The organism is Glutamicibacter uratoxydans (assembly GCF_006539925.1).
GTDB classification, from domain to species: domain Bacteria; phylum Actinomycetota; class Actinomycetes; order Actinomycetales; family Micrococcaceae; genus Glutamicibacter; species Glutamicibacter uratoxydans.
The window spans coordinates 41,210-60,941 of sequence record NZ_BJNY01000003.1 but is presented as its reverse complement, the minus strand read 5'-3'; the positions used below and the strand labels follow the sequence as shown (position 1 = coordinate 60,941).

Sequence of the window (19,732 nt, the reverse complement as noted above, 5' to 3'; positions counted from 1 at the left end):
CTACGGTTCATAGCCAATGTTTGTCCTCCTGGACTAGAGATCCAAGGCCCACAACAGACCCCGAACGCCGCACGGTCGCGCGGACTTATCAGTGACGAACTTACCAGCTTTGCCCGACAATAAGTGCATCATTCCGCGGATTCTAGGGAATTTCTCCACCTGATCGGCGTGTGAAAGTTCACGAAAGCACGCGTTACGCGAAGGGGTCGAGCCCCTCGTTTGCCTCAATGAACAGCTTGAACACCTGATCCTGCAGGGCCTTGCCGCGGGTGATTTTTGCCGGGTTGGCCAGTGAAATCCGGCCCTTGGAGGTGTGCTGCGGACCGAAGTACACCCCCGGTGCGCACAGGGCGATCCCCGGGTTCAGTGCGGCTTCGACAACTGCCACGGCTCCTTGGTGTTTGCCCTGCGCGAAACCCGCCTGAAGCTGGCCGGCCAAACGCTTGGCAAAGCCCGGTTCGTTGATTCCGGCAATCTGCGGGGTCAGCCCGGAGACGCTGTAGCCCGGGTGCACGGCGATCGACCGCGACGGCCAGGACAGCTGGCGCAGCCTGTGGTCCAGCCCGATGCCCAGCGCCTGCAGGGCGGCCTTGGACTGGGCATAGGCGCGGTAGGGGTTGTATCCGTGCTCAAGCTTCAAGTTCTGCGCATCTGCGCGCAGCATCAGCGTGGACATGGATCCCAAGACGATGAGCCGCAGCGGATGTTCGCGGAACTTCTCGGCCAATTCGCCGATCAGCCGCGCGTGGCCGACCACGTTGGTGCTCATCACCGCTTCGTAGCCGAACAATCCGGGATGCCGCTGTGCGGGGGTGTGAATCATTCCGGCATTGGCCACTAGGATGTCGACGGTGCGCGCACGCAGCTCCGCCGCGAGGCCCATGGCGGAGATCGTCGAATCGGCGTCGAACTGCATGAATTCCAGACTCGCACCGGGCACGCGCACCCAGATCTGCTCCATGGCTTGTTCTGCCCGGGCCTGGTTGCGGCAGGCAAGCACCACATGGGCACCGGCCTCGGCCAGGCCCAGCGCGGAAAAGAACCCGAGACCGGCGTTGGCTCCGGTGACCACTGCAGTTTTTCCAGCGCCCAATGATGCCCAGCGGCCGCGGTTGCCGTGAATGTCGGGACCCGGCACACCATGCCCCAGTTGTTCCAGGGAACCCAAACGCACTACTTGATCCATGAACCTCACGGTACTACAACTGCTACCCCGCAAGCCCCGGAGGATTCACCCGCGAATCGTCGATTCCTTCCTGGCTCAGCCCCCACTTGTCCAGGATCTGCCCGTAGACGCCCGAGTCGATCAGCCCGTCCAGGGCGGCTTCCGCAGCCTGCGCCAACCCGCTGCCCTTTTTCGCAGTCACCGCCACCTGGGCGGTGTCTGGCCAGCCGCCGGGGAACGAACCAATCTGTTTCAGTTCTCCGGTGGTCGCCACCTTATAAGCGCCGGTGGCATTGGGGCCGAAGCTCGCGTCCGCCCGGCCCGACAACAGGGCCAGGGTGGAGGCCGAATCGTCGTCGTAGTACTGGAAGTCCACCGGCTTCAGGCCCTTGGCCTGGTTCTCTTTGTCCCAGTCGACCAGGATCTTTTCCTGGTTGGTGCCCGAACCGACGATGATCTTCAGCCCTGCGACGTCTTCGGCCTTGTCAATCGGACCCACCCCGGAGTCCTTGGCGGTATAGAAGCCCAGCAGGTCTTCGCGGTAGGTGGCGAAGTCGAACTTCTTCTTGCGCTCTTCGGTCACCGTCACGTTGCTGATTGCCGCCTCGTATTTGCCCGATTCGATGCCCAGCGGCCAGTCGGCCCAGGACACCGGGGTCAGTTCCAGCTCAAGCCCCAGTGAATCGGCGAGCGCCGCCGCCAGGTCGGCGTCGTAGCCCACGGGCGTGGTGTTGTCGGTGGCGTAGAAGCTCAGCGGCGGCGCTCCCGGAGCGGTGACGACGCTCAGCTTGCCGTCGGCCGCGATCTTTTCCGGCACCAGGTCCTTGGCTTTCTTGTTGACCTCGACCTTTGGCCGCTGCTGTTCGGGATTGCTCAGGCTCGCCGCCTTGGCATCTGGGCTTTGGGTGCTTTCGCTGGCCTGCGAAGGATCGGAGCAGGCGCTGAGCGCAACGACCCCCAGCAGGGCCGCGGCGGCGATGAGATGTCGTGGGTACCGGTGTTTCATGATGCTTCCTGTTCAACTGGCAGCAGCCCTTGGGCGTGCAGTTCGTGGTCGTGGTCGATGGTCAGTCCGAGGTTTTCGCGCAGCGTTCCGGCATAGGACTGCGGATAGATGCCGCGCTCCTGCAGGCGAGGGACCAGGTGGTTGACGATGTCGTCGATTCCCGTGGGGATCAGCCACGGGCTGATGTTGAAGCCGTCGACCGCGCGCTGCCGCGCGTAGTCGGCGAGGCGTTCTGCGACCTGGTCGTAGGATCCGGTGAAGGTGTGCTCCGGACGGTGCGAGCGCCCGCGGACAAATTGGATGATGTTCTGCCCCTTGGCCCTGGCTTCTGCACGCCAGCTCGCTGCAAGTTCCAGGGTCTTGGCGCCCTGGAATCCGCTGCCGCGGGTTACCGAGCTGCGCTGCACCACCGGGTCGAAGTCCGGCAGCGGACCGTAGGGGTCGACGTCTTCCAGCCGCGTTCCCCAGAATTGTTCAAGATAGGCCAGCGCCTGCTGCGGGCCGATCTGCTGTTCGCGCACCCAGCGGTGTTTTTCGGCCGCCGCTTCGGGGGTTTGGTCGATGATGAATTCGGCGCTGGGCATGATCTTCACCGCGTAGGGGCTGCGTCCTGCGTTCACCGAACGCTGGTTGATGTCCTGCCGGAAGTCCAGGGCATCCTGCAGCCCCACATGGGCCGAGAAGATCACGTCGGTCTGCCGTGCGGCGAAGTCGCGGCCTTCTGCGGAATCTCCTGCCTGGAACAGGACCGGCCTCTGCTGGGTGCTGGCCGGCAGCGTACCGGTGTAGTCGACGGTGTAGTGCTCGCCGCGATGGTGCACCGGCCCGCCGGCCCAGATGCGCCGCACCGTCTGGACGAATTCTTCGGCGTGGGTGTAGCGCTGGGAGTGCTCAAGGTAGCCGCCGCGCCTGAAGTTCTCCCCGGTCCAGGCGTTGTGGGTGGTGACCACATTCCAGGCGGCCCTCCCCTGGGAGATCAAATCCAGCGAGGCCAGGCGCCGGGCCAGATCCGCAGGGTCGTTGTAGGTGGTGTTCTGCGTGGCGACCAGCCCGATGTTGCTGGTGACGGCAGCCAGGGCGGCGAGCATGGTCTGCGCGTCGGGGCGGCCCGCGACGTCGAGTTCGTGGATGCGGCCTAGGTGTTCGCGCAGGCGCAACCCCTCCCCCAGGAAGAAGGCGCTGAACAGGCCGCGTTCGGCGGTCTGGGCGAGGCGGCGGAAGGATGAGAAGTCCGTCTGCGAGCCCGAGGCTTCGCTGCGCCAAATGGTCGAGGAATTCACGCCCTGGAAGAAGACGCCGAATCGTAGTTGATGCTGGGTGCTCATGCTGCTTCCTTGAATCGATTGTGGGCTACGGGCAGGGCGAAGCTTTCGCGCAGGCTGTCTTGGACGGGGGCCAGCAGGTCCTTCAGCTGCGGAAGCACCTCGTTGACCAGTTCGGGGCCGTCGATCTGCAGGTCCCCGGGGTACAGGTGGATCAGGTGTCTGCGCTGATCGGCTGGGTTTTCGGTGGCATTGGCGACGGCGCGGATGAAGTCGACCAGTTCCTGCGCTGAGCCGATGAATTCGGTCCGCTCGGTGCGCTGCGCCTGCGGCTGCGCGTCACGCCGGTGCTGCGCCGGTTCTCCCGCCGCGTCCAAGTACACATCCAGCTCGATGGCCACCGCCCCGGTGGCGCTGAACTTTTCGGCCTTGCTGAGCAGCGTCTGGGGATCTGCCGCGTTGATGGCCGCCACGTCGGCGCCGTCCAGGCGGCAGTGCCGCAGGCCCGGCGTGGTGAACAGTCCGGCCGGGGCGATGATGGGAAGCTGGCCCTGCGGCGGCCGCGGGGTGATGGCCGGCCCCTTCACCGAAAAATTCTGGCCTGCAACCTCGACGTAGTGGAGCTTCCGAGCATCCAGATAGCGGCCCGTGGCATGGTCCCTGATCACCGCGTCAGCTTCCCAGCTGTCCCAAAGCCTGCGGTGGACGGCGACCACGTCGGCGGCTTCAATGCCGAGCTGGTCCTCCTGCAGTGGGGTGCGGCCCACCGCGGCGGCCAGCTGCTCCTCGTTCCGGGCCGCGAGGAACCAGCCGGCCCGGCCGCCGCTGATGATGTCAAGGCTCGCCAGCTGGGTGGCGGTGTGGAAGGGTTCGGTAAACAGCGCGTCGATGACGGGAAGCAGCCCGATGTTCCGGGTCTGCGCGGCGGCGTAGCTGGCACGCTGGACCGGGTCCAGCAGCCCGTCGCTGGTGAAGCTGACAGCATGGAATCCTGCTGATTCTGCTCGCAGTGCCTCATCGGCGGTTTGGTGGGGGTCGCTGCCGGCGCCGTCGAGATTGAGGGCTAGGAGCAGGGTTTGTTGGCTCACGGTGCATCTTTCTTGTCGTTGAAGTTCTTGTTGTCCGGCTCAGCGGACGTGTTATCTGTAGTTCGCCTCGGTCACGGTCTTTGAGGTGGCGAGTGCTTCCTCTCCCAGTGACCAGCGGTCGAGCACCTGCCCGTAGCTGCCTTCCTCGATGGCCTTGTTCAATGCCGCGGTGATCTGCTCGGCCAAGCCATTACCTGCCTTGGTGGTGGCCGCGACCAGGGTTTCGGCGGGCCAGCCGGCGTTGATCTTGCCGACGACCTTCACGTCGTCGCGCTCCTTTTCGCGGTACACCGTCGAAGGGTAGGGTGCAATGTTCAGGTCGATCCTCCCCGAGGACAGGGCGAGGATGGTGTCCGCTTCATTGGAGTAGTACTGCAGCTGCGCCGGCTCTTTGCCCTGCTTGGCAAGGTCCTCGTTCCAGGCAAGCAGGATCTTCTCCTGGTTGGTTCCCGAGCCCACCGCGATCTTCCTGCCTGAAATGTCAGCAGCCCCGTTCACGGTGATATTGCTGTCGGCGCGGGCCTCAAACCCCATGTAGGCGGCCCGGTAGGTGGAGAAGTCGAACTTCTTCACCCGTTCAGCGTTGATGCCGACGTTGGAGAAGACCGCCTCGAAGTCGCCCGACTCGGTTTTCAGCGGCCAGTTTTCCCAGCTGGTGATCTGCAGGTCCAGTTCCAGGCCGAGCTTGTCGGCGACCAGCTGCGCGAGGTCGACTTCGGTGCCGATCACCGTGCGGTCGTCGGTGGCGTGGAAGCTCAGCGGCACCGAGCCTCCGGTAGTGGCCACCGTCAGCTTCCCGTCCTCCTTAATCGCTGCGGGCACCGCATCGGCTAGTTTCTGATCTACCTGCGAGCGAATGCGGTCCTGTTCCGGGGAGGTGTTATAGCCCGGGCCGCCGGTCTCAGGTAAGGCCGCCGCTCCTGGATCGGCGCAGCCTGTCAGGGCCAGCAGCGCGGCCGCCGACAGGGTCGCGAGTGCAACGTGTTTCATGTGGGTTGGTCCTTAGATGTGGAATGCGGGTTCGATGACCTTGGACAAAAATGCTTTGGTGCGTTCGTGGCGCGGTGACGCCAGCACCTGTTCCGGGGTGCCGTCCTCGATGACCCGCCCGGCGTCCACGAACAAGATGCGGTCTGCCACGTCGCGGGCAAAACCGATTTCGTGGGTCACGATGATCAAGGTCGTGCCCGATTCAGCCAGCGACCTGATCACGTCGAGCACCTCGGTGACCAGCTCCGGGTCCAGGGCACTGGTGGGTTCGTCGAACAGCACCACCTTTGGCTCCAGCGCCAGGGCCCGGGCGATGGCGACCCGCTGTTGCTGCCCGCCAGAGAGCTGTCGCGGGTAGGCGGCTTCCTTGTCCGCCAGCCCCACGCGTTCAAGCAACTCCCGCGCCCGTGCCATGGCCTGCGCTCTGGGTATTTTTCTGGCATGGACAGGTGCCTCAATGATGTTCTGCAAGACGGTCAGGTGGCCAAAGAGGTTGAAGTTCTGGAACACCATCCCCACTTCGGTGCGCTGGGCCAGGACTTCTGCCTGGCGCAGTTCATGCAGCTTGCCGTGGCGTGCCCGGTAGCCGATGAGCTCGTCGTCAATGGCGATAGTGCCCTTGTCGACCTTTTCCAGGTGGTTGATCGTGCGCAGCAGCGTGGATTTTCCGGAGCCGGAAGGTCCGAGGATCACTAGCACCTCTCCGGGGGCCACATCGAGGTCGATCCCGTGCAGCACCTGCACATTGCCATAGTGCTTTTCCACCCCGCGCACGCTAACCGCGCCGCGGCTGGTGGTTGGCTGATTCTCAACGAGCAGGCTCATTGGCTGGTCCTTTCACGGCATGGGTGGAAATAAAGCGGCGGAGCTTCTGCAGCGGGGTCGGCGGCAGGGTGCGCAGCGCGCCGCGGGAGTAGTGGCGTTCGATGTAGTACTGGGCGATGCTCAGCACCGAGGTGATGACGATGTACCAAATCGTGGCGACCAGCAGCATCGGCAGCACCTGCTGGGTGCGGTTGTAGATGACCTGCACCGTGTAGAACAGCTCCGAATAGGCCAGCACGTAGACGATCGAGGTTCCCTTGACCAGCCCGATGATTTCGTTGAAGGCTGTGGGCAGGATGGCCCGCATCGCCTGCGGCAGCACGATCCTCGTGGAGCGCCGCCAGCGTGGAATGCCCAGCGCCTCGGCCGCCTCGATCTGCCCCTGGTCCACCGAGAGGATGCCTCCGCGGATGATCTCGGCGCTGTAGGCCGCCTGGTTCAGCGTCAGGCCCAGGACCGCCGCCGCGAACTGGCTGATCAGCGTGGTGGTCTGCAGTTCTGCGAAGGTGATCGAGGTGAACGGCACGCCCAGCCTGATGGTCTCGTAGAGATAGCCGAGGTTGTACCAAAGCAGCAGCTGCACCAGCAGCGGCGTGGAGCGGAAGATCCAGGAGAAGGTCCAGGACACCGAGCTGAACAGCGGCGAAGAGGACAGCCTCATCAATGCCAGGACAAAGCCGAGCAAGAATCCCAGGCTTCCGGAGATCAGCGTCAACTTCAGCGTCTGTCCCAACCCACGCAGGATCGATTCGGCGGTGAACCACTGCGCCACGACGTCCCATTCCCATCGCGGATTAGTCAGCAGGGAATACAGCACGCTGGCCGCGAGGCCGGCAACAACAACCGTGCCCAGCCAGCGCCATGGGTGGCGGGCCGGGACGACCTTGTAGTCGGAATAGTCTCGTTCGCTGGCTTGCCCAGTACCCGTATTGCCGGGCACTTGTTTTTGCGCCGCAGCGTCGACCGTGGTCAGTGTCATCGGTGCTTCCTTCATCAGATCGAATGGCGATGAGAACACCGTAGAACCGCGGCGGCGGCCAGCGCACGGCGCAGATTCACGCTCGTTCACCTGATGCAATTTGCGGTAGTCATGACGTTTCTTGACGCGGATTCCGGCGAATCTCGGGTCGAACTGTGTTCCTGCGTTGCTTCCCGATGACCTTTGTTTCTTCGCAAGTCAGCCGCCTAGCTGCGATGCTGCATGCGCTTCTAGTCTGGCGCTACGACTAGGCCCGGGCCTCATGGCTGTGCGGCGCAAGGAGAGAGCATGGATGAGCAGCACATTGTTTTTATCGGCGGAGGACCGCGGACCGCGATGATCCTCGAACGCATCAGCGCCAACCGGGAGCATTTCCCCGGCTCGCCGCTGCGCCTTCATATCGTCGACCCCTACCCTGCGGGTGCGGGCCGCATCTGGCGAGAAAATCAAAGCCCGCTGCTCAAGCTGAATTCTCGGGCTTCCGATGTCTCGATGTTCACCGACGAGTCGGTGCAGTGCCTGGGTCCGGCCGTCAACGGCCCTCCGCTTGATGAATGGGCGCGGCTCATCCGCGAAGGAGCCTTGAACGATGCGCCCCAGCAACTTGCATCAGACCCGCTACTGCGTGCCGAAGTCGCTGCCTTGGGCCCGGAAGACTTCCCCACCCGCAGACTACAGTCATGCTATCTGCGCTGGTTCTTCGACCGCGTTCGGGCTTCCTTTGCGGCCCCGGACCAGGTCGAGGTTCACCTGGACACTGCTGTGGACCTGATTTCCGGGCCCTCGGCGCACCAGGTCCATCTTGCCTCCGGCCAGATCATCGAGGCAGATCAGGTGGTTCTGGTTCAGGGCCACCTCGATGCCAGGATTCAGTCGGATGCACGGGCCGCTGAATTTGCAGCCAAGGCCGCCAAACATCAACACCTGGGCTATTTCCCGCCCGGATACACCAACGACATCGATTTCCAGTCCTTGCCTGCCGGTGCCGACGTCTTGGTATCCGGCATGGGCCTCGCTTTCACCGACTTGTTCGTGCTGCTCTTTGAAGGCAGGGGCGGACGTTTCGAGCCAGCTTCCGACGGCGCCTTGCGCTACATCCCCAGCGGTGCAGAGCCCCGCCTGCTGGCCGGCTCCCGGCGCGGCGTCCCCTATCATTCCAAGATCAGCAGCATTCCGCGTTCAGACACTTCCAGCACCAGATTCTTCACCGAAGAACAGCTCGCCCGATTGCACGAACGGCACGGCGAACTGGACTTCTTTGAGCATGTGTGGCCGCTGATCGCCAAGGAAGCCGCCTACTTCTACTACCGCGAGCTGTTCAGTGCACCCGCGGCGAGGACCGGGAGTTTTGAGGACTTTGCCGACGCCTATGAATCAGTGCATTGGTATTCGCCTGAGCGCGCGTCGCTGGTTGCGCGCTTCTTCGAACCTGCCGATCGGCTTGAATTTGAAGAGCTCGACTTTCCGCTGCCGTTTCCCCGGCCCTTCGGGTCGAAGCTGGCACGCACGCATATCAACCGCTTGGTCACCTCCCACATTATCCAGGATCTTCGGCTGCGTGATTCACCGGATCATCCGCAGTTTCAGGCATTGTTCCTGGGACTGCTGCGTTGCTACACCGATCTGCGATTCATCCACGACAAGCTGAGCGAGCAGGGACGCAGCCAGCTTGCGAGCTGGTGGCATGGATTCTTCAGCTTCATCGATTCGGGGCCACCCGCCCACAGGCTCCGAGAGCTCCTGGCATTGCATGACGCCGGATTGATCGAGTTTCTCGGCCCAGAGACCAGTTTCGGCTTCGATGAACAAGCCCAACAGTTCACCGCTCAAACCCTGGCCGGCACGGTGAACGCCCAGTGGTTCATCGAGGCTAGGCTGCCGGCAACGCGTGTGGCCTCCAGCGCCGACCCGCTGCTCGCCGCGCTGCACCGCCGAGGACTCATTACCGAAGAACCAGGAGGTTCAGGAAAATTGCACATCAACTCGCTGCGCCAAGTCATCGGCCCGGACGGGGCGGTCCACCGCTGGCTCTTCGCCGTCGGCGCCTCGGTCTCGGGAATTCAAGGCGGCGCATTCTCACGCCCCAAGTCCAATTCTGCGCCCTTTGCCGACAGCGATGCGCTGGCGCGAGAAGTGCTGTCAGCGCCGGCTCGGATGTCCCCTTGGGAACTGGCAGGCTCCGTCGGCGACGCACATCGTATCCTAGGTTAAGCAATGACAACACAACACGATATCCTCAGAGCCCACCAGGTTCGCTTGGGCGATCCACGCTTGCAGCCGCTGTTTGCCGGCCTCAGTGCGGAGTACACGCAACGGTACGGAGACCGCGACGGCTCCGTGGCCCAGGAACTCAATCGCTTTCCCGCCGAAGATTTCGAGGCGCCCTTCGGGCGTTTCGTTGTACTCGAACTTTACGGACAGACCGTCGCCGGGGGCGCACTGCGCCGTTTTGATCAGAACACCGCCGAGCTTAAACGCATCTGGACCCATGAAGGGTACCGCCGCCGCGGCCTGGCCCGCCGGATCCTTCAGGAGCTGGAACTGGCGGCGGCGGAACTGGGCTATTCGCAGATCTACCTCACTACCGGGCCCAATCAGCCTGAAGCACTCCACCTCTATCTCAACGCCGGCTATCTGCCGGGCTTTGATATTGAAGCCGACCCGCGTTCGCTTGAATATCTGGCGTTTACCAAGGCCTTGCCCGCCAGTGCCGACGGTGAAACGATAATTGCATGAACAAGGACGAAGCTGCACTGAACGCGGCTCGTTACAAGCTTGAAAAGCTGACCGAGTCGCAGCCGCCGCTGCCGGTGGACGAATACGCCGAAGCCACCGGCATGGCTCCGGTGGACAAGCCGCGCACCCCGATGCAGATCCATGCCGAGGACGAGGCCTGGGAGATCGCCAATTCAGCGCTGGACGAAGCGGTCGCCCGCGGGGATTTCGACAACCTCGCACTGGCAGGAAAGAACATCGACCACATCACCAGCAGCACGGATCCCGACTGGTGGCTGAAATCGATGATGCACCGCGAGAAGATCTCGGGCCTCGGTCCCCCGGCACTGACCCTTCGGGTGGAAGACGAACACATGGACCAGACGCTGGATGCGCTGCCCACACCGCGCGCCGTGCGCGAACACATCGATGACTTCAACCAGCGCGTCATCGAAGCCCGCCGCCAGCTGCTCGGCGGCCCTCCGGTCATCACCGCCCTGCGTGATGCCGACGCCGAGGTTTTCGCGTGGCAGAACCGCCGCGCCTCCGCTGCCCCGGCCCCCTCGGAGCAGCCGGCGCCGAAAAAGAAACGCTGGTGGCGTCGTTAAACGGCGAAAGCCGCCTTCCCGAAGGAAGGCGGCTAGCGCGTAAGTCTAAAGACTTGCAGGTCTTACCAGGAAGACTTGGTGATGCCCGGAAGCTCACCACGGTGTGCCATGTCGCGGAAGCGAACACGGGAGATACCGAACTTCTGGAAGGTGCCGCGTGGGCGGCCGTCGATCGAGTCGCGGTTGCGAACGCGGACTGGAGAAGCGTTGCGTGGCAGCTTCTGCAGGCCGACGCGAGCTGCTTCGCGAGCCTCGTCGGTGGCGTTTGGATCAATCAGGGTCTTCTTCAGTTCGAGGCGCTTTTCAGCGTAACGCTCGACGATGACCTTGCGCTGTTCGTTCTTTGCGATCTTGGACTTCTTGGCCATGTCTTAGCGCTCCTCTCGGAATTCTACGTGCTTGCGGACTACTGGGTCGTACTTCTTCAGAACCATACGGTCTGGGTCGTTACGACGGTTCTTGCGGGTCACGTAGGTGAAACCGGTGCCAGCAGTGGACTTCAGCTTGATGATCGGACGTACGTCCTTATCCTTCTTTGCCATTTTTAGAGCTTCACACCCTTCGCAATCAGGTCGCCAACAACAGCGTCGATACCGCGGGCATCGATGACCTTGATGCCCTTGACCGACAGGGTCAGGGTCACCTTACGGCGCAGCGATGGCACGTAGTAGGTCTTCTTCTGGATGTTCGGATCGAAACGACGCTTGTTGCGACGGTGCGAGTGGGAGATGCTATGTCCGAAGGCCGGAGTAGTACCGGTTACCTGGCAAACAGCTGCCATGATCACTCCTTAGTTAGTTAGTAGTAAATGCGCGGCGGTCCTCGCTCGTGATACCGAATATCGGCACCACCCCTGCGTTGTCCCGCCGACCAGTGAAACACCGTTATTACTGCACACTAGGAAGAAACCAGGCTGGGTGAGAACCAACCGAAGAGCCTTAAAGTATGTAAGACGGTGAACTTCGCAACCGGTCGAGCATTTTCCCCGTACTCAGTTGGCCGCGATATTCGGTATTACGGGCTATTCACGCACGCTGAAGCATCCGGAGAATGCATTCGGGCATGCGTGATTAACGCCAGATAAGCTTATCGAGAATTTGCCCGGGTTCCAAATCTGAAAATCAGCTGTCCAGAATCCAGTGGCTCTCATCCAGACCAGCGGTGATCTTCCGGGTAATCCGCGCGAGATCGGAAACATCCTTGTCATCCAAGGGATCAAAGAGCAGCCCGCGAACAGAGGCCACATGGTGCGGGGCCATTCTCACGACGGCGTTCATTCCCGCCTCGGTTAATGTAGCGATTTTCACACGGGCATCATCGGGCGACTGCGCCCGAGCCACCCAGCCTCGGGTTTCGAGCTTCTTAACCACGTGAGAGAGCCGGGAGAGCGAGGCGCTGGTCAACGAAGCAAGGTGGGTCATCGACAGCTGCTGTCCCGGAGACTCGGAGAGCATCGCAAGCATGTGGTAGTCGAACAACGTAATTCCATCCAGCGCCTGCAGGTCCGAATCCAGCGCGGCGGGCAGCAAAGTCAGTACCGCATTCAGGCCCAGCCAAGCTTGGCGCTCGGAATCTGAAAGCCATACAGGCTCGTCACTCATGAAATGTCCCATCGAATCTCCATGGACCAAGTACCTGGTCCCGGATGGATAAAGTAAAGTCCGCAATCCCCCAAAGTTGCAACATGTGGTGAATGCACCCGCGGCATCAGGCCGCCGCGATGCGAAAATCTGAAGTATTCCAGTCCCCCACAGGCATTATGTTATGCAATGTATCATCACTTTCCGAATGGGGACATCTCCCCACGCTGCCCTCGGCAGGCTCTGGTTCCTCACTGTCGAGCCGCGCTGCGCAGCGTTGGAAGCCGCCGTAGCCGGTCGAGCCGGCAGCACCGGAATAGTGCGAAGCGGCGGGTGGAATCCGGCAGCAGTTTCACCTTCGCGCCCGTGTTACCGCGCCGATTGGTGCTTTGAGGCCCATGACACTACTGTGTGCTTTAAGCCGCTGGAAGCAGGAAGTCATGCTGGAACCAACCCGTATCACCCTGGCCCGCGAACGTGCGGGCCTTGGCACCATGGACCTTGCCCGCGTGATGAATCTGGATCCCGAGCTGATCGCCGACTATGAACTGCACGGCGCCCCCGATGCGCTGGCCGCGCCGCTGGCGGCCGCGACAGGCTTCCTGCCGGGCTTCTTCAAACTCTCCCCCGCCAGGTCGATCGAGGTGCAGCGGATTTTCTTCCGCACCCCGCGCCGACTCGACGGCGCCGCGAAGGCCTCCGCGGCGGCGCTGGCACGCTGCGGCGTCGAACTCTATTCACTGATTACCGGCTGCTTCACCCTGCCGGATACCCAAATCCCCGACTACACGGGCTTGGACCCGCAGCAGGCGGCCGCGCGGCTGCGGCTTGACTGGAACCTGGGCTGCGGACCGATCCCGGACCTGCTCTATGTGCTTGAATCCCGCGGGGTGCGGGTGCTGTGCGGGCCGGTCACGCTCAGCTTCTGGGAGGACGGCCAGGGCTTCATTTTCCTCTCCCCGGGGCAGGAGGCTGACACCCGCTATCGGCTGGCCCATGAGCTGGCGCATCTGCTGCTGCATTCGGCGCTGGAAGAGGGCGCCGGCTGCGCCGCCGAACGCGAGGCGGACCTTTTCGCCGCCAGTCTCCTGCTGCCGGAGCTGTCGCTGCAGCTGCGGGTTTCCAGCTCGCTGACCCTGGTACAGCTGCTTGACCTGCAGAGGATGTTCGGTACGCCCGCGGCAGTCATCCTGGACTGCGCCCGCGAGGCTCAGCTGCTCGACGAGGACTGCTACCGCTGGCTCATGGCGGAGCTGGCGCTGGAACCGGCAGGGGACATAGTGCGCGCCACCTCGAGGGTCTTCTCCATCGTCTTCCCCGCGCTGCGCGTGGAAAACCGCATGGGCACCACCCGCATCGCCCACCAGCTGGGCCTGGGCGCACAGCAGCTGCACGAGCTGACCTTCGGGCAGGCATTTGTGCTGCTGGCCGGCGGCGGATCCAACGCCCGCACCCGCCTGCACGCGGTGCGCTAGTTCCCTAGCCGAAGCGCGCGGCGGGGGCTAGGCTGGGCAGACCAGCAACAAAGGGGTCTGCCATGGACATCAACGCCGCCGCTGCCCGGAAAGTGGCCGAAGAATCTCGCGAAACCAGCTGGCTGAGGCCAAGCTTCGCCAAGGGCATCTACATGGGCGAGGTGGACTTCTCGCTCATCGAACCTCTGCCCCAGGAGCTTAATGCCGAGCGGGGCAGGGAATTTCTTGCCAAGCTGGAGGGCGTGCTGGACGGCTTCGATCCGTCCCGGGTGGAGCGCGAGGCCCGCATCCCCGACGAGTACATCGCCGCCCTGCGCGAGATCGGCGCTTTCGGCATGAAGATTCCCACCGAATACGGCGGGGTGGGGTTGAGTCTGCTGGACTACGGCCGGGCGCTGATGCGCGTGGGTTCGGTGTGTCCGGCGCTGGGCGCGCTGCTCTCCGCCCACCAGTCCATCGGCGTGCCCGAGCCGGTGAAGTCCTTCGGCAGCGAAGCACAGAAGCGCGAGTACCTGCCGCGCTGCGCGGCCGGGGCGATCAGCGCCTTCCTGCTCACCGAGAACGACGTGGGATCGGATCCCGCCCGGCTGGGCACCAAGGCGGTGCTCAGCGAGGACGGCAGCTATTACGAGATCGACGGCGCGAAGCTGTGGACCACCAACGGCGTCGTCGCCGAACTGCTGGTGGTTATGGCCGCGGTTCAACCCCATGAGGCTTGCGGCGAGCAGCCGGCGGGCAAGGGCGGGATCAGCGCGTTCATTATCGAGGCTGACACCGAAGGCATCACCGTAGAAAACCGCAACGCTTTCATGGGGCTGCGCGGCATCGAAAACGGCGTCACCCGCTTCTCCCGCGTGCGTGTGCCGGCGGCCAATCGGCTGGGTAAGGAGGGCGCGGGGCTGAAAATTGCGCTGAGCACGCTGAACACCGGCCGGCTGTCTATCCCCGCGATGTGCGCCGGCGCCGGGAAATGGGCGACGAAGATCGCCCGCGAATGGTCGGCGGCCCGCGTGCAGTGGGGCCACCCGGTCGGCGAACACCAGGCGGTGGCCGCCAAGCTGGCCTATATCGCCGCGAGCACTTACGCGCTTCAGGCGGTGTTCGAGGTCAGCGCGCTGCTGGCGGATGCGGGCATGAAGGATGTGCGCATCGAGGCGGCGCTGGCCAAGCTCTACTCTTCGGAGGTCTCCTGCAAGATCGCCGACGAGCTGCTGCAGATCCGCGGCGGGCGCGGCTATGAGACCGCCGCCAGCCAGGCAGCCCGCGGCGAGCGCGCGGTCCCCGTCGAGCAGCTGCTGCGCGATTTGCGCATCAACCGCATCTTCGAGGGCTCCACCGAAATCATGCACCTGCTCATCGCCCGCGAGGCGGTGGACGCACACCTGCAGGCGGCCGGGGCGCTGGCCCAGGCGGATTCCACGCTGGAGGAAAAGGCTAGGGCGGCGCTGGATGCCTCCGGCTTCTACGCCCGCTGGCTGCCCAAGCTCGCGGTGGGCGCCGGCACGCTGCCCACGACCTTCTCCGAGCACGGGCCGCTGGCCAAGCACCTGCGCTATGTAGAGCGCACCAGCCGCAAACTGGCGCGGCAGACCTTCGCCGGGATGGCCCGCTGGCAGGCCGGGCTGGAAAAGCAGCAGGTGTTCCTGGGGCACATCGTTGACATCGGGGCGGAGCTGTTCGCGATGAGCGCGGTGATCGCGAAGACCTCCTCGCTAATCGATCATGCGGCGCCGGAAGCCGATTCTGCGCAGCAGCTGGCGCAGGCGTTCTGCGAGCAGGCCACGGCGCGCTGCGAGGACCACTTTGAACACCTGTGGGAGCACAGCCACGAGCACCTTGCCCAGCAGCTGCTGGACGGGGAGTTCACCTGGCTGGAGGCCGGCGTGCGCGACGTCTCCGAGGGCACCGGGCCATGGATCGCTCCATGGTCCGATGCCCCTCGGGAAGATGTCCGCCGGCCCTATGGCGGATCGGCGCAGGACAGCTAGTAGCGGGTGCCGGCGGTGATGCCGCCGTCCACCACGTACTCCGCCCCGGTGCAGAAGCTGGACTCGTCGCTGGCCAGGAACACCATGAGCCCGGTGACCTCCTCGGGGCGGGCGAAGCGCTCCAGGGTATTGCCGCTCAGGTCCTCCTCGGTGACCTCGCGGAAGGCGGTGATCAGCGGGGTGGCGATGGCGCCGGGGTGCAGCGAGTTCACGCGCACCCCAAACTCCGCCAGCTCCAGCGCCGCGGTCTTGGTGACCCCGCGCAGCCCCCACTTGGAGGCCGCATAGGCGTGCTGGCCCGGGTAGCCTTCCAGCCCGGCGGTGGAGGAAACGTTGATGATCGAGGCGTTCCCCGACTTCTTCAACTCTCCGGCCGCCGCGCGCATCCCGAGGAAGGCGCTGGTCAGGTTGATGTTCAGCACCCGCTGCCAGACTTCATCGGTGGTGTCCTCCAGCGGGGCCTGAGCGAAGATGCCCGCGTTGTTCACCAGCACGTCCAGCCCGCCGAACTCGCTGGCGGCCCGCGCCACGGCAGCGTCCCAGTCGGTGGCCCTGGTGACATCCAGGTGGATGTAGCTGGCGCCGAGTTCTTTTGCCAGCGCGGCGCCGGCGCCGTCGTCCACATCAGCCAGCAGCACCTGCGCCCCGGCTTCGATGAAGGCGCGGGCGTGGGCGGCGCCCATCCCCTTGGCGGCGCCGGTGATCAGGGCGCGTTTTCCTGCAAGTCTCATGGGTCTTCTCCTTTACTCTGCTGCGTGCTGCGGTACGCGGACGATGAATCCCGGGTAGCCCTGGGCGGCTTCCTCCGCGCAGCGCTGCCGGTAGTTGGCCAGTCCCCCGGCGTAGACCAGGGTGCGGGTGGGCTTGCCCTCGATGTTCTGCCCGCGGTACCAGGATTTGGCCTTGGCGTAGAGGGTGTAGGACAGCGCGGTTTCCACTTCCGCGGCCCATTCGTCCTCCAGCTCGCCGCGCGGTTCGATGCTCGCCCCTGCTCCGAGATCGGCGATCGCTTGCACCGCCCAGTCCACGTGCTGTTCGATGGCCGCGATCATGTTCACCAGCACCGAGGGCGACTGCGGGCCGGTGATCATGAACAGGTTCGGGAATCCGGCCGCCATCAGCCCCAGGTAGGTGCGCGCGCCGTCGGCCCAGTGCTCGCGCAGGCTGCGCCCGTCTACCCCGCGGTAGTCCACGCGGGTCAGCGCGCCGGTGAGGTTGTCGTAGCCGGTGGCGTAGATGATCACGTCGTACTCCCGCTCCCCGTCCCGGGTGCGGATGCCGTGCTCGGTGATCTGCTCGATCGGGTCCTGGCGCACGTCCACCAGATCCACGTGCTCCCTATTGAAGGTGGATAGGAAGTTGGTGTCGGTGACGATGCGCTTGGCGCCGATCGGATAGTCGCGCGGGGTCAGCTTTTCAGCCAGCTGCGGGTCGGCCACCGTCTGCGCGATGCGCTGGCGCACGTAGCCGGCCAGCTCCTCGTTGGCCTGTTCATCGTAGGTGGCGTCGATGAAGGTGGTCAGGAACAGGTTGCCGCCAAGCTTCCACGCATCATCCAGCCGCCGGGTGCGCTCGGGCTCCGCGGTTTCCATGAGCTTCTGTGTGGTGTAGCCCGAGCTCATGCCCGCCTGCGATTCCTTGCGCGCCTCGACCAGCTGCGCGGCGGTGGCCCGCGCCCGGATCAGCTCGTCCTCATAGAGCGGGCGGTTGCGCGCCGGCAGCGTGTAGGCGGGGGTGCGCTGGTAGACGGTCAGCTGAGCGCACTGCGCCGCTACCTCGGGAATCAACTGCACACCGGAAGAGCCGACGCCGATGACCGCGACTCGCTTGCCGCTCAGGTCCACCCCGCCGGCGGGCCAACGGCCCGGGTGCAGGCTGAGCCCCTGGAACTTTTCGGCACCTTCGAAGGGCGGCACCGAGGCGGCGGAGATCGAGCCGGAGGCCGCGATCACATAGCCGGCGGTGAAGACTTCGCCCGCATCGGTGGCCAAGCGCCAGTGGTCCTCGACGAATTCCGCGCTGACCACCGTGGTGTTGAACTTGAAGCTGCCGCGCACATCGAGCTTGTCCGCGGCCCACCGGGCGTAGCGCAGGATTTCGGGCTGCGTGGCGTAGCGTTCGGACCATTCCCAGCCCTCGTTGACCTGTGCGTCGAAGCCGTACTGGTAGTCGAGGGACTCCACGTCGCAGCGGGCGCCCGGGTAGCGGTTCCAGTACCAGGTGCCACCGACGTCGTCGCCGGTCTCAAACCCCTGGGCACTCAGGCCGCGGGCCTTGAGGCTGTGCACCGCGTAGATTCCGGCGAAACCGCCGCCGATCACGATGGCGTCGATCATTTTGCTTCCTCCAAGATGTTGGCTGCGAAGGCCCGGGCGAAGGCCGCTGTCAGGTCCTGCAGCTGGCGGATGGATACTTCAGCCTGCGGGGCCAGCGCCGCGGAGGCATGGAAAGTGCCAGCGTAGAGGTGCGCCTCGGTGGGCACGTTGGCCTGGGCCAGGCGGCGGGCGAACTCCAGCCCCTCGTCGCGCAGCGGGTCGAACTGGTTCACCGCGATGAACGTCGGCGGCATTCCGGACAGGTCCGCCGCCCGGGCGGGGGCCGCGTACTGGTCGGCCTGAGCGCCTGCGAGATAGGCGTGCCAGCTGCGCCGGGCGTTGTCGGTATCCCACATCGGCGTGTCGGTGTAGGCGAGCACGGATTCGGTGGCCACCGCGTCGTCGGTCACCGGGACGTCGAGCACCAGCTGGCAGATGGCCGGGCCCTGCTCATCGCGCAGCTTCAGCGCCAGTCCCGCCGCATAGGCGCCGCCCGCGCTCTGCCCGCCCAGGGCGATGCGCTGCGGATCGATGCCCAGCTGATCGTGGTGCTCCGCCACCCAGCGGGCCGCCGCGGCGCCCTGGTTGACCGCCACCGGGTAGTTGGCTTCCGGGGAGAGCTGGTACTGCACCGAGATGCCCACCGCTCCGGTGGCCAGGACTACCTGTTCCAGGAACGGCAGGGACTCGCTGGCATCGCCCAGCACAAAGCCGCCGCCGTGGAACCACAGCACCGCCGGCGCTGCATCCTGCGAGCGCGCTTCGGGCCGGATGACCAGCAGTTGGACTTGCGTCCCCTGGTATTCGGCGCTGATCGTTTCCTGCACGATTCCTTCGCCCGGGGCATAGGGCGGAAACTGCTCCGACGCGGCGGCAAGCATGCTGCGGGTGCCGTCGATGTCGCTCAGGGCGATGACTGGCAGATAGTCCACCACTGGCTGGATTTGCGGGTCGTAGGCGTAGGACATGACAACCTTTCGGAATGTGATCTGAACCACAGGATGTGATGCCTCAAGGAAATCATCGGCCATATTCCCGGTCAATCCACCCGACGCGCAGGCCAGTGAGTGGATGAATCTGCATTTTTGTCTACCATTGGCCCATGGTCGACTACTCGAAATTCGCGCCGCAGCCTACCCTGCGCCAGCGCCAGAAAGCCGCCACCAGGCAGCTGCTGATCGACGCCGCCGCGCAGGTTTTTGCCGCGAACGGCTACGCCAAAACCCGCATTGACGACGTGGCCGCCGCGGCGGGAACCAGCCGCGCCACCTTCTACCTGCACTTTGGCGGCAAGAGCGAACTGCTTGGCGAGCTGATCGGCCGCGCCGAAGCCAATTTTGCCTCCGGCTTTCGCGAGCTGGGCCGGTTGCTGGCAGACCCCCAGACCGACCAGCTGTGCCGATGGATCCGGCAGACGCTGGCCCTGTGGAACACCGCTGCGGTGCTGATGCGCCCGGTCTTCGAAGCCACGGACCACGACCCGCTGCTTGCAAATAAGCTGATGCCAGAGGCGCTGCCCGGTTCAGCTCCCCTGGCGGCCGCGCTGCTGGAGTCGGGCATCTGCGCCGAAGAAGCCGCTGCCCAGAGCATGGCCCTGGTTTTCATGGCGCCGCTCTTCGTGGCCTTTCGCAGGCGGGCCATGGGCAGCGCGGTTGACGAGGAGCAGCTGGCCCAGCTCACCGCCACGAGCTGGGCCGCCGTTGCGCAGGCTCATCGCAGCGGCGCCTAGTTCTGCC

Annotated in this window: 20 protein-coding genes; 6 read left to right on the top strand and 14 right to left on the bottom strand. The window is 64.5% G+C overall.

What is annotated here, in order from left to right; translation table 11 throughout:
- Nucleotides 1-193 precede the first annotated feature (193 nt).
- Genes AUR04nite_RS03720 through AUR04nite_RS03690 form a run of 7 tightly spaced genes read right to left on the bottom strand, consistent with a single transcriptional unit; the run spans nt 194 to nt 7,315 of the window.
- Nucleotides 194-1,186 (bottom strand): SDR family NAD(P)-dependent oxidoreductase, encoded by a 993-nt coding sequence (locus AUR04nite_RS03720; RefSeq protein ID WP_141362083.1) that lies wholly within the window; start codon nt 1,184-1,186, stop codon nt 194-196.
- 22 nt (nt 1,187-1,208) lie between these two features.
- On the bottom strand, nt 1,209-2,171 hold the full coding sequence (locus tag AUR04nite_RS03715; protein WP_141362081.1) for an ABC transporter substrate-binding protein: 963 nt from the start codon (nt 2,169-2,171) through the stop codon (nt 1,209-1,211).
- Entirely contained in the window at nt 2,168-3,496 is a 1,329-nt protein-coding gene (locus AUR04nite_RS03710; protein WP_141362079.1) for an LLM class flavin-dependent oxidoreductase, read from the bottom strand. Before AUR04nite_RS03710 ends, AUR04nite_RS03715 begins: the two co-directional genes overlap by 4 nt.
- Nucleotides 3,493-4,521, bottom strand: coding sequence for an LLM class flavin-dependent oxidoreductase (locus AUR04nite_RS03705; RefSeq protein ID WP_141362077.1), 1,029 nt, complete (start codon nt 4,519-4,521; stop codon nt 3,493-3,495). Before AUR04nite_RS03705 ends, AUR04nite_RS03710 begins: the two co-directional genes overlap by 4 nt.
- Before the next feature lie 51 nt (nt 4,522-4,572).
- Nucleotides 4,573-5,511, bottom strand: coding sequence for a transporter substrate-binding domain-containing protein (locus AUR04nite_RS03700; RefSeq protein ID WP_141362075.1), 939 nt, complete (start codon nt 5,509-5,511; stop codon nt 4,573-4,575).
- Nucleotides 5,512-5,523: 12 nt separating this feature from the next.
- Nucleotides 5,524-6,336 carry an amino acid ABC transporter ATP-binding protein gene (locus tag AUR04nite_RS03695; RefSeq protein WP_141362073.1) on the bottom strand — a complete coding sequence of 271 codons (813 nt, stop codon included), beginning with the start codon at nt 6,334-6,336 and terminating at the stop codon, nt 5,524-5,526.
- On the bottom strand, nt 6,320-7,315 hold the full coding sequence (locus AUR04nite_RS03690) for an amino acid ABC transporter permease (protein WP_141362071.1): 996 nt from the start codon (nt 7,313-7,315) through the stop codon (nt 6,320-6,322). Before AUR04nite_RS03690 ends, AUR04nite_RS03695 begins: the two co-directional genes overlap by 17 nt.
- A 288-nt stretch (nt 7,316-7,603) precedes the next feature.
- Here AUR04nite_RS03690 and AUR04nite_RS03685 point away from each other — a divergent pair, with 288 nt between their 5' ends.
- The 3 genes from AUR04nite_RS03685 to AUR04nite_RS03675 are packed head-to-tail and all read left to right on the top strand — an operon-like array spanning nt 7,604 to nt 10,638.
- Nucleotides 7,604-9,526, top strand: a complete 1,923-nt coding sequence (locus tag AUR04nite_RS03685; protein WP_141362069.1) for an FAD/NAD(P)-binding protein — start codon at nt 7,604-7,606, stop codon at nt 9,524-9,526.
- 3 nt (nt 9,527-9,529) lie between these two features.
- Complete coding sequence (locus tag AUR04nite_RS03680) at nt 9,530-10,051, top strand: GNAT family N-acetyltransferase (protein ID WP_141362067.1); 522 nt, start codon at nt 9,530-9,532, stop codon at nt 10,049-10,051.
- Nucleotides 10,048-10,638, top strand: coding sequence for a DnaJ family domain-containing protein (locus AUR04nite_RS03675; protein WP_141362065.1), 591 nt, complete (start codon nt 10,048-10,050; stop codon nt 10,636-10,638). Before AUR04nite_RS03680 ends, AUR04nite_RS03675 begins: the two co-directional genes overlap by 4 nt.
- Before the next feature lie 62 nt (nt 10,639-10,700).
- Here the strand turns inward: AUR04nite_RS03675 and rpsN are convergent, their stop codons facing one another.
- From rpsN to AUR04nite_RS03655, 4 genes are all read right to left on the bottom strand, one after another.
- A complete protein-coding gene (gene rpsN / locus AUR04nite_RS03670) occupies nt 10,701-11,006 on the bottom strand; it encodes a 30S ribosomal protein S14 (protein WP_141362063.1) in 306 nt (101 codons plus the stop codon).
- 3 nt (nt 11,007-11,009) lie between these two features.
- The gene (gene rpmG / locus AUR04nite_RS03665; RefSeq protein WP_022874359.1) at nt 11,010-11,180 is read right to left on the bottom strand and encodes a 50S ribosomal protein L33; all 171 of its coding nucleotides are present in this window, start codon (nt 11,178-11,180) and stop codon (nt 11,010-11,012) included.
- A 2-nt stretch (nt 11,181-11,182) separates the two neighbouring features.
- Nucleotides 11,183-11,419 (bottom strand): 50S ribosomal protein L28, encoded by a 237-nt coding sequence (gene rpmB / locus AUR04nite_RS03660; RefSeq protein WP_141362061.1) that lies wholly within the window; start codon nt 11,417-11,419, stop codon nt 11,183-11,185.
- 340 nt (nt 11,420-11,759) lie between these two features.
- Complete coding sequence (locus AUR04nite_RS03655) at nt 11,760-12,239, bottom strand: MarR family winged helix-turn-helix transcriptional regulator (RefSeq protein WP_141362059.1); 480 nt, start codon at nt 12,237-12,239, stop codon at nt 11,760-11,762.
- 419 nt (nt 12,240-12,658) lie between these two features.
- On the opposite strand from AUR04nite_RS03655, the gene AUR04nite_RS03650 reads away from it, so the two are divergent.
- Nucleotides 12,659-13,693, top strand: coding sequence for an ImmA/IrrE family metallo-endopeptidase (locus tag AUR04nite_RS03650; RefSeq protein WP_170184078.1), 1,035 nt, complete (start codon nt 12,659-12,661; stop codon nt 13,691-13,693).
- Nucleotides 13,694-13,755: 62 nt separating this feature from the next.
- Entirely contained in the window at nt 13,756-15,681 is a 1,926-nt protein-coding gene (locus tag AUR04nite_RS03645; RefSeq protein ID WP_141362055.1) for an acyl-CoA dehydrogenase family protein, read from the top strand.
- On the opposite strand, the gene AUR04nite_RS03640 is transcribed toward AUR04nite_RS03645, so the two are convergent.
- The 3 genes from AUR04nite_RS03640 to AUR04nite_RS03630 are packed head-to-tail and all read right to left on the bottom strand — an operon-like array spanning nt 15,678 to nt 18,964.
- Nucleotides 15,678-16,412: an SDR family oxidoreductase gene (locus AUR04nite_RS03640; RefSeq protein WP_141362053.1), complete on the bottom strand. Its 735-nt coding sequence runs from the start codon at nt 16,410-16,412 to the stop codon at nt 15,678-15,680. The genes AUR04nite_RS03645 and AUR04nite_RS03640 overlap by 4 nt on opposite strands.
- Before the next feature lie 12 nt (nt 16,413-16,424).
- A complete protein-coding gene (locus AUR04nite_RS03635) occupies nt 16,425-18,017 on the bottom strand; it encodes a flavin-containing monooxygenase (RefSeq protein ID WP_141362052.1) in 1,593 nt (530 codons plus the stop codon).
- The gene (locus AUR04nite_RS03630) at nt 18,014-18,964 is read right to left on the bottom strand and encodes an alpha/beta hydrolase (RefSeq protein ID WP_170184077.1); all 951 of its coding nucleotides are present in this window, start codon (nt 18,962-18,964) and stop codon (nt 18,014-18,016) included. The genes AUR04nite_RS03635 and AUR04nite_RS03630 overlap by 4 nt, the downstream gene beginning before the upstream one ends.
- Nucleotides 18,965-19,098: 134 nt before the next feature.
- On the opposite strand from AUR04nite_RS03630, the gene AUR04nite_RS03625 reads away from it, so the two are divergent.
- The gene (locus tag AUR04nite_RS03625) at nt 19,099-19,725 is read left to right on the top strand and encodes a TetR/AcrR family transcriptional regulator (protein ID WP_141362048.1); all 627 of its coding nucleotides are present in this window, start codon (nt 19,099-19,101) and stop codon (nt 19,723-19,725) included.
- Nucleotides 19,726-19,732: the final 7 nt, after the last annotated feature.

Excerpts from the sequence above, each read along its gene's own strand:
- AUR04nite_RS03720 (WP_141362083.1), bottom strand. The coding sequence starts at position 1,186 with ATGGATCAAGTAGTGCGTTTGGGTTCCCTGGAACAACTGGGGCATGGT.
- AUR04nite_RS03715 (WP_141362081.1), bottom strand. The coding sequence starts at position 2,171 with ATGAAACACCGGTACCCACGACATCTCATCGCCGCCGCGGCCCTGCTG.
- AUR04nite_RS03710 (WP_141362079.1), bottom strand. The coding sequence starts at position 3,496 with ATGAGCACCCAGCATCAACTACGATTCGGCGTCTTCTTCCAGGGCGTG.
- AUR04nite_RS03700 (WP_141362075.1), bottom strand. The coding sequence starts at position 5,511 with ATGAAACACGTTGCACTCGCGACCCTGTCGGCGGCCGCGCTGCTGGCC.
- AUR04nite_RS03695 (WP_141362073.1), bottom strand. The coding sequence starts at position 6,336 with ATGAGCCTGCTCGTTGAGAATCAGCCAACCACCAGCCGCGGCGCGGTT.
- AUR04nite_RS03690 (WP_141362071.1), bottom strand. The coding sequence starts at position 7,315 with ATGACACTGACCACGGTCGACGCTGCGGCGCAAAAACAAGTGCCCGGC.
- AUR04nite_RS03685 (WP_141362069.1), top strand. The coding sequence starts at position 7,604 with ATGGATGAGCAGCACATTGTTTTTATCGGCGGAGGACCGCGGACCGCG.
- AUR04nite_RS03680 (WP_141362067.1), top strand. The coding sequence starts at position 9,530 with ATGACAACACAACACGATATCCTCAGAGCCCACCAGGTTCGCTTGGGC.
- AUR04nite_RS03675 (WP_141362065.1), top strand. The coding sequence starts at position 10,048 with ATGAACAAGGACGAAGCTGCACTGAACGCGGCTCGTTACAAGCTTGAA.
- rpsN (WP_141362063.1), bottom strand. The coding sequence starts at position 11,006 with ATGGCCAAGAAGTCCAAGATCGCAAAGAACGAACAGCGCAAGGTCATC.
- rpmG (WP_022874359.1), bottom strand. The coding sequence starts at position 11,180 with ATGGCAAAGAAGGATAAGGACGTACGTCCGATCATCAAGCTGAAGTCC.
- rpmB (WP_141362061.1), bottom strand. The coding sequence starts at position 11,419 with ATGGCAGCTGTTTGCCAGGTAACCGGTACTACTCCGGCCTTCGGACAT.
- AUR04nite_RS03655 (WP_141362059.1), bottom strand. The coding sequence starts at position 12,239 with ATGAGTGACGAGCCTGTATGGCTTTCAGATTCCGAGCGCCAAGCTTGG.
- AUR04nite_RS03650 (WP_170184078.1), top strand. The coding sequence starts at position 12,659 with ATGCTGGAACCAACCCGTATCACCCTGGCCCGCGAACGTGCGGGCCTT.
- AUR04nite_RS03645 (WP_141362055.1), top strand. The coding sequence starts at position 13,756 with ATGGACATCAACGCCGCCGCTGCCCGGAAAGTGGCCGAAGAATCTCGC.
- AUR04nite_RS03640 (WP_141362053.1), bottom strand. The coding sequence starts at position 16,412 with ATGAGACTTGCAGGAAAACGCGCCCTGATCACCGGCGCCGCCAAGGGG.
- AUR04nite_RS03635 (WP_141362052.1), bottom strand. The coding sequence starts at position 18,017 with ATGATCGACGCCATCGTGATCGGCGGCGGTTTCGCCGGAATCTACGCG.
- AUR04nite_RS03630 (WP_170184077.1), bottom strand. The coding sequence starts at position 18,964 with ATGTCCTACGCCTACGACCCGCAAATCCAGCCAGTGGTGGACTATCTG.
- AUR04nite_RS03625 (WP_141362048.1), top strand. The coding sequence starts at position 19,099 with ATGGTCGACTACTCGAAATTCGCGCCGCAGCCTACCCTGCGCCAGCGC.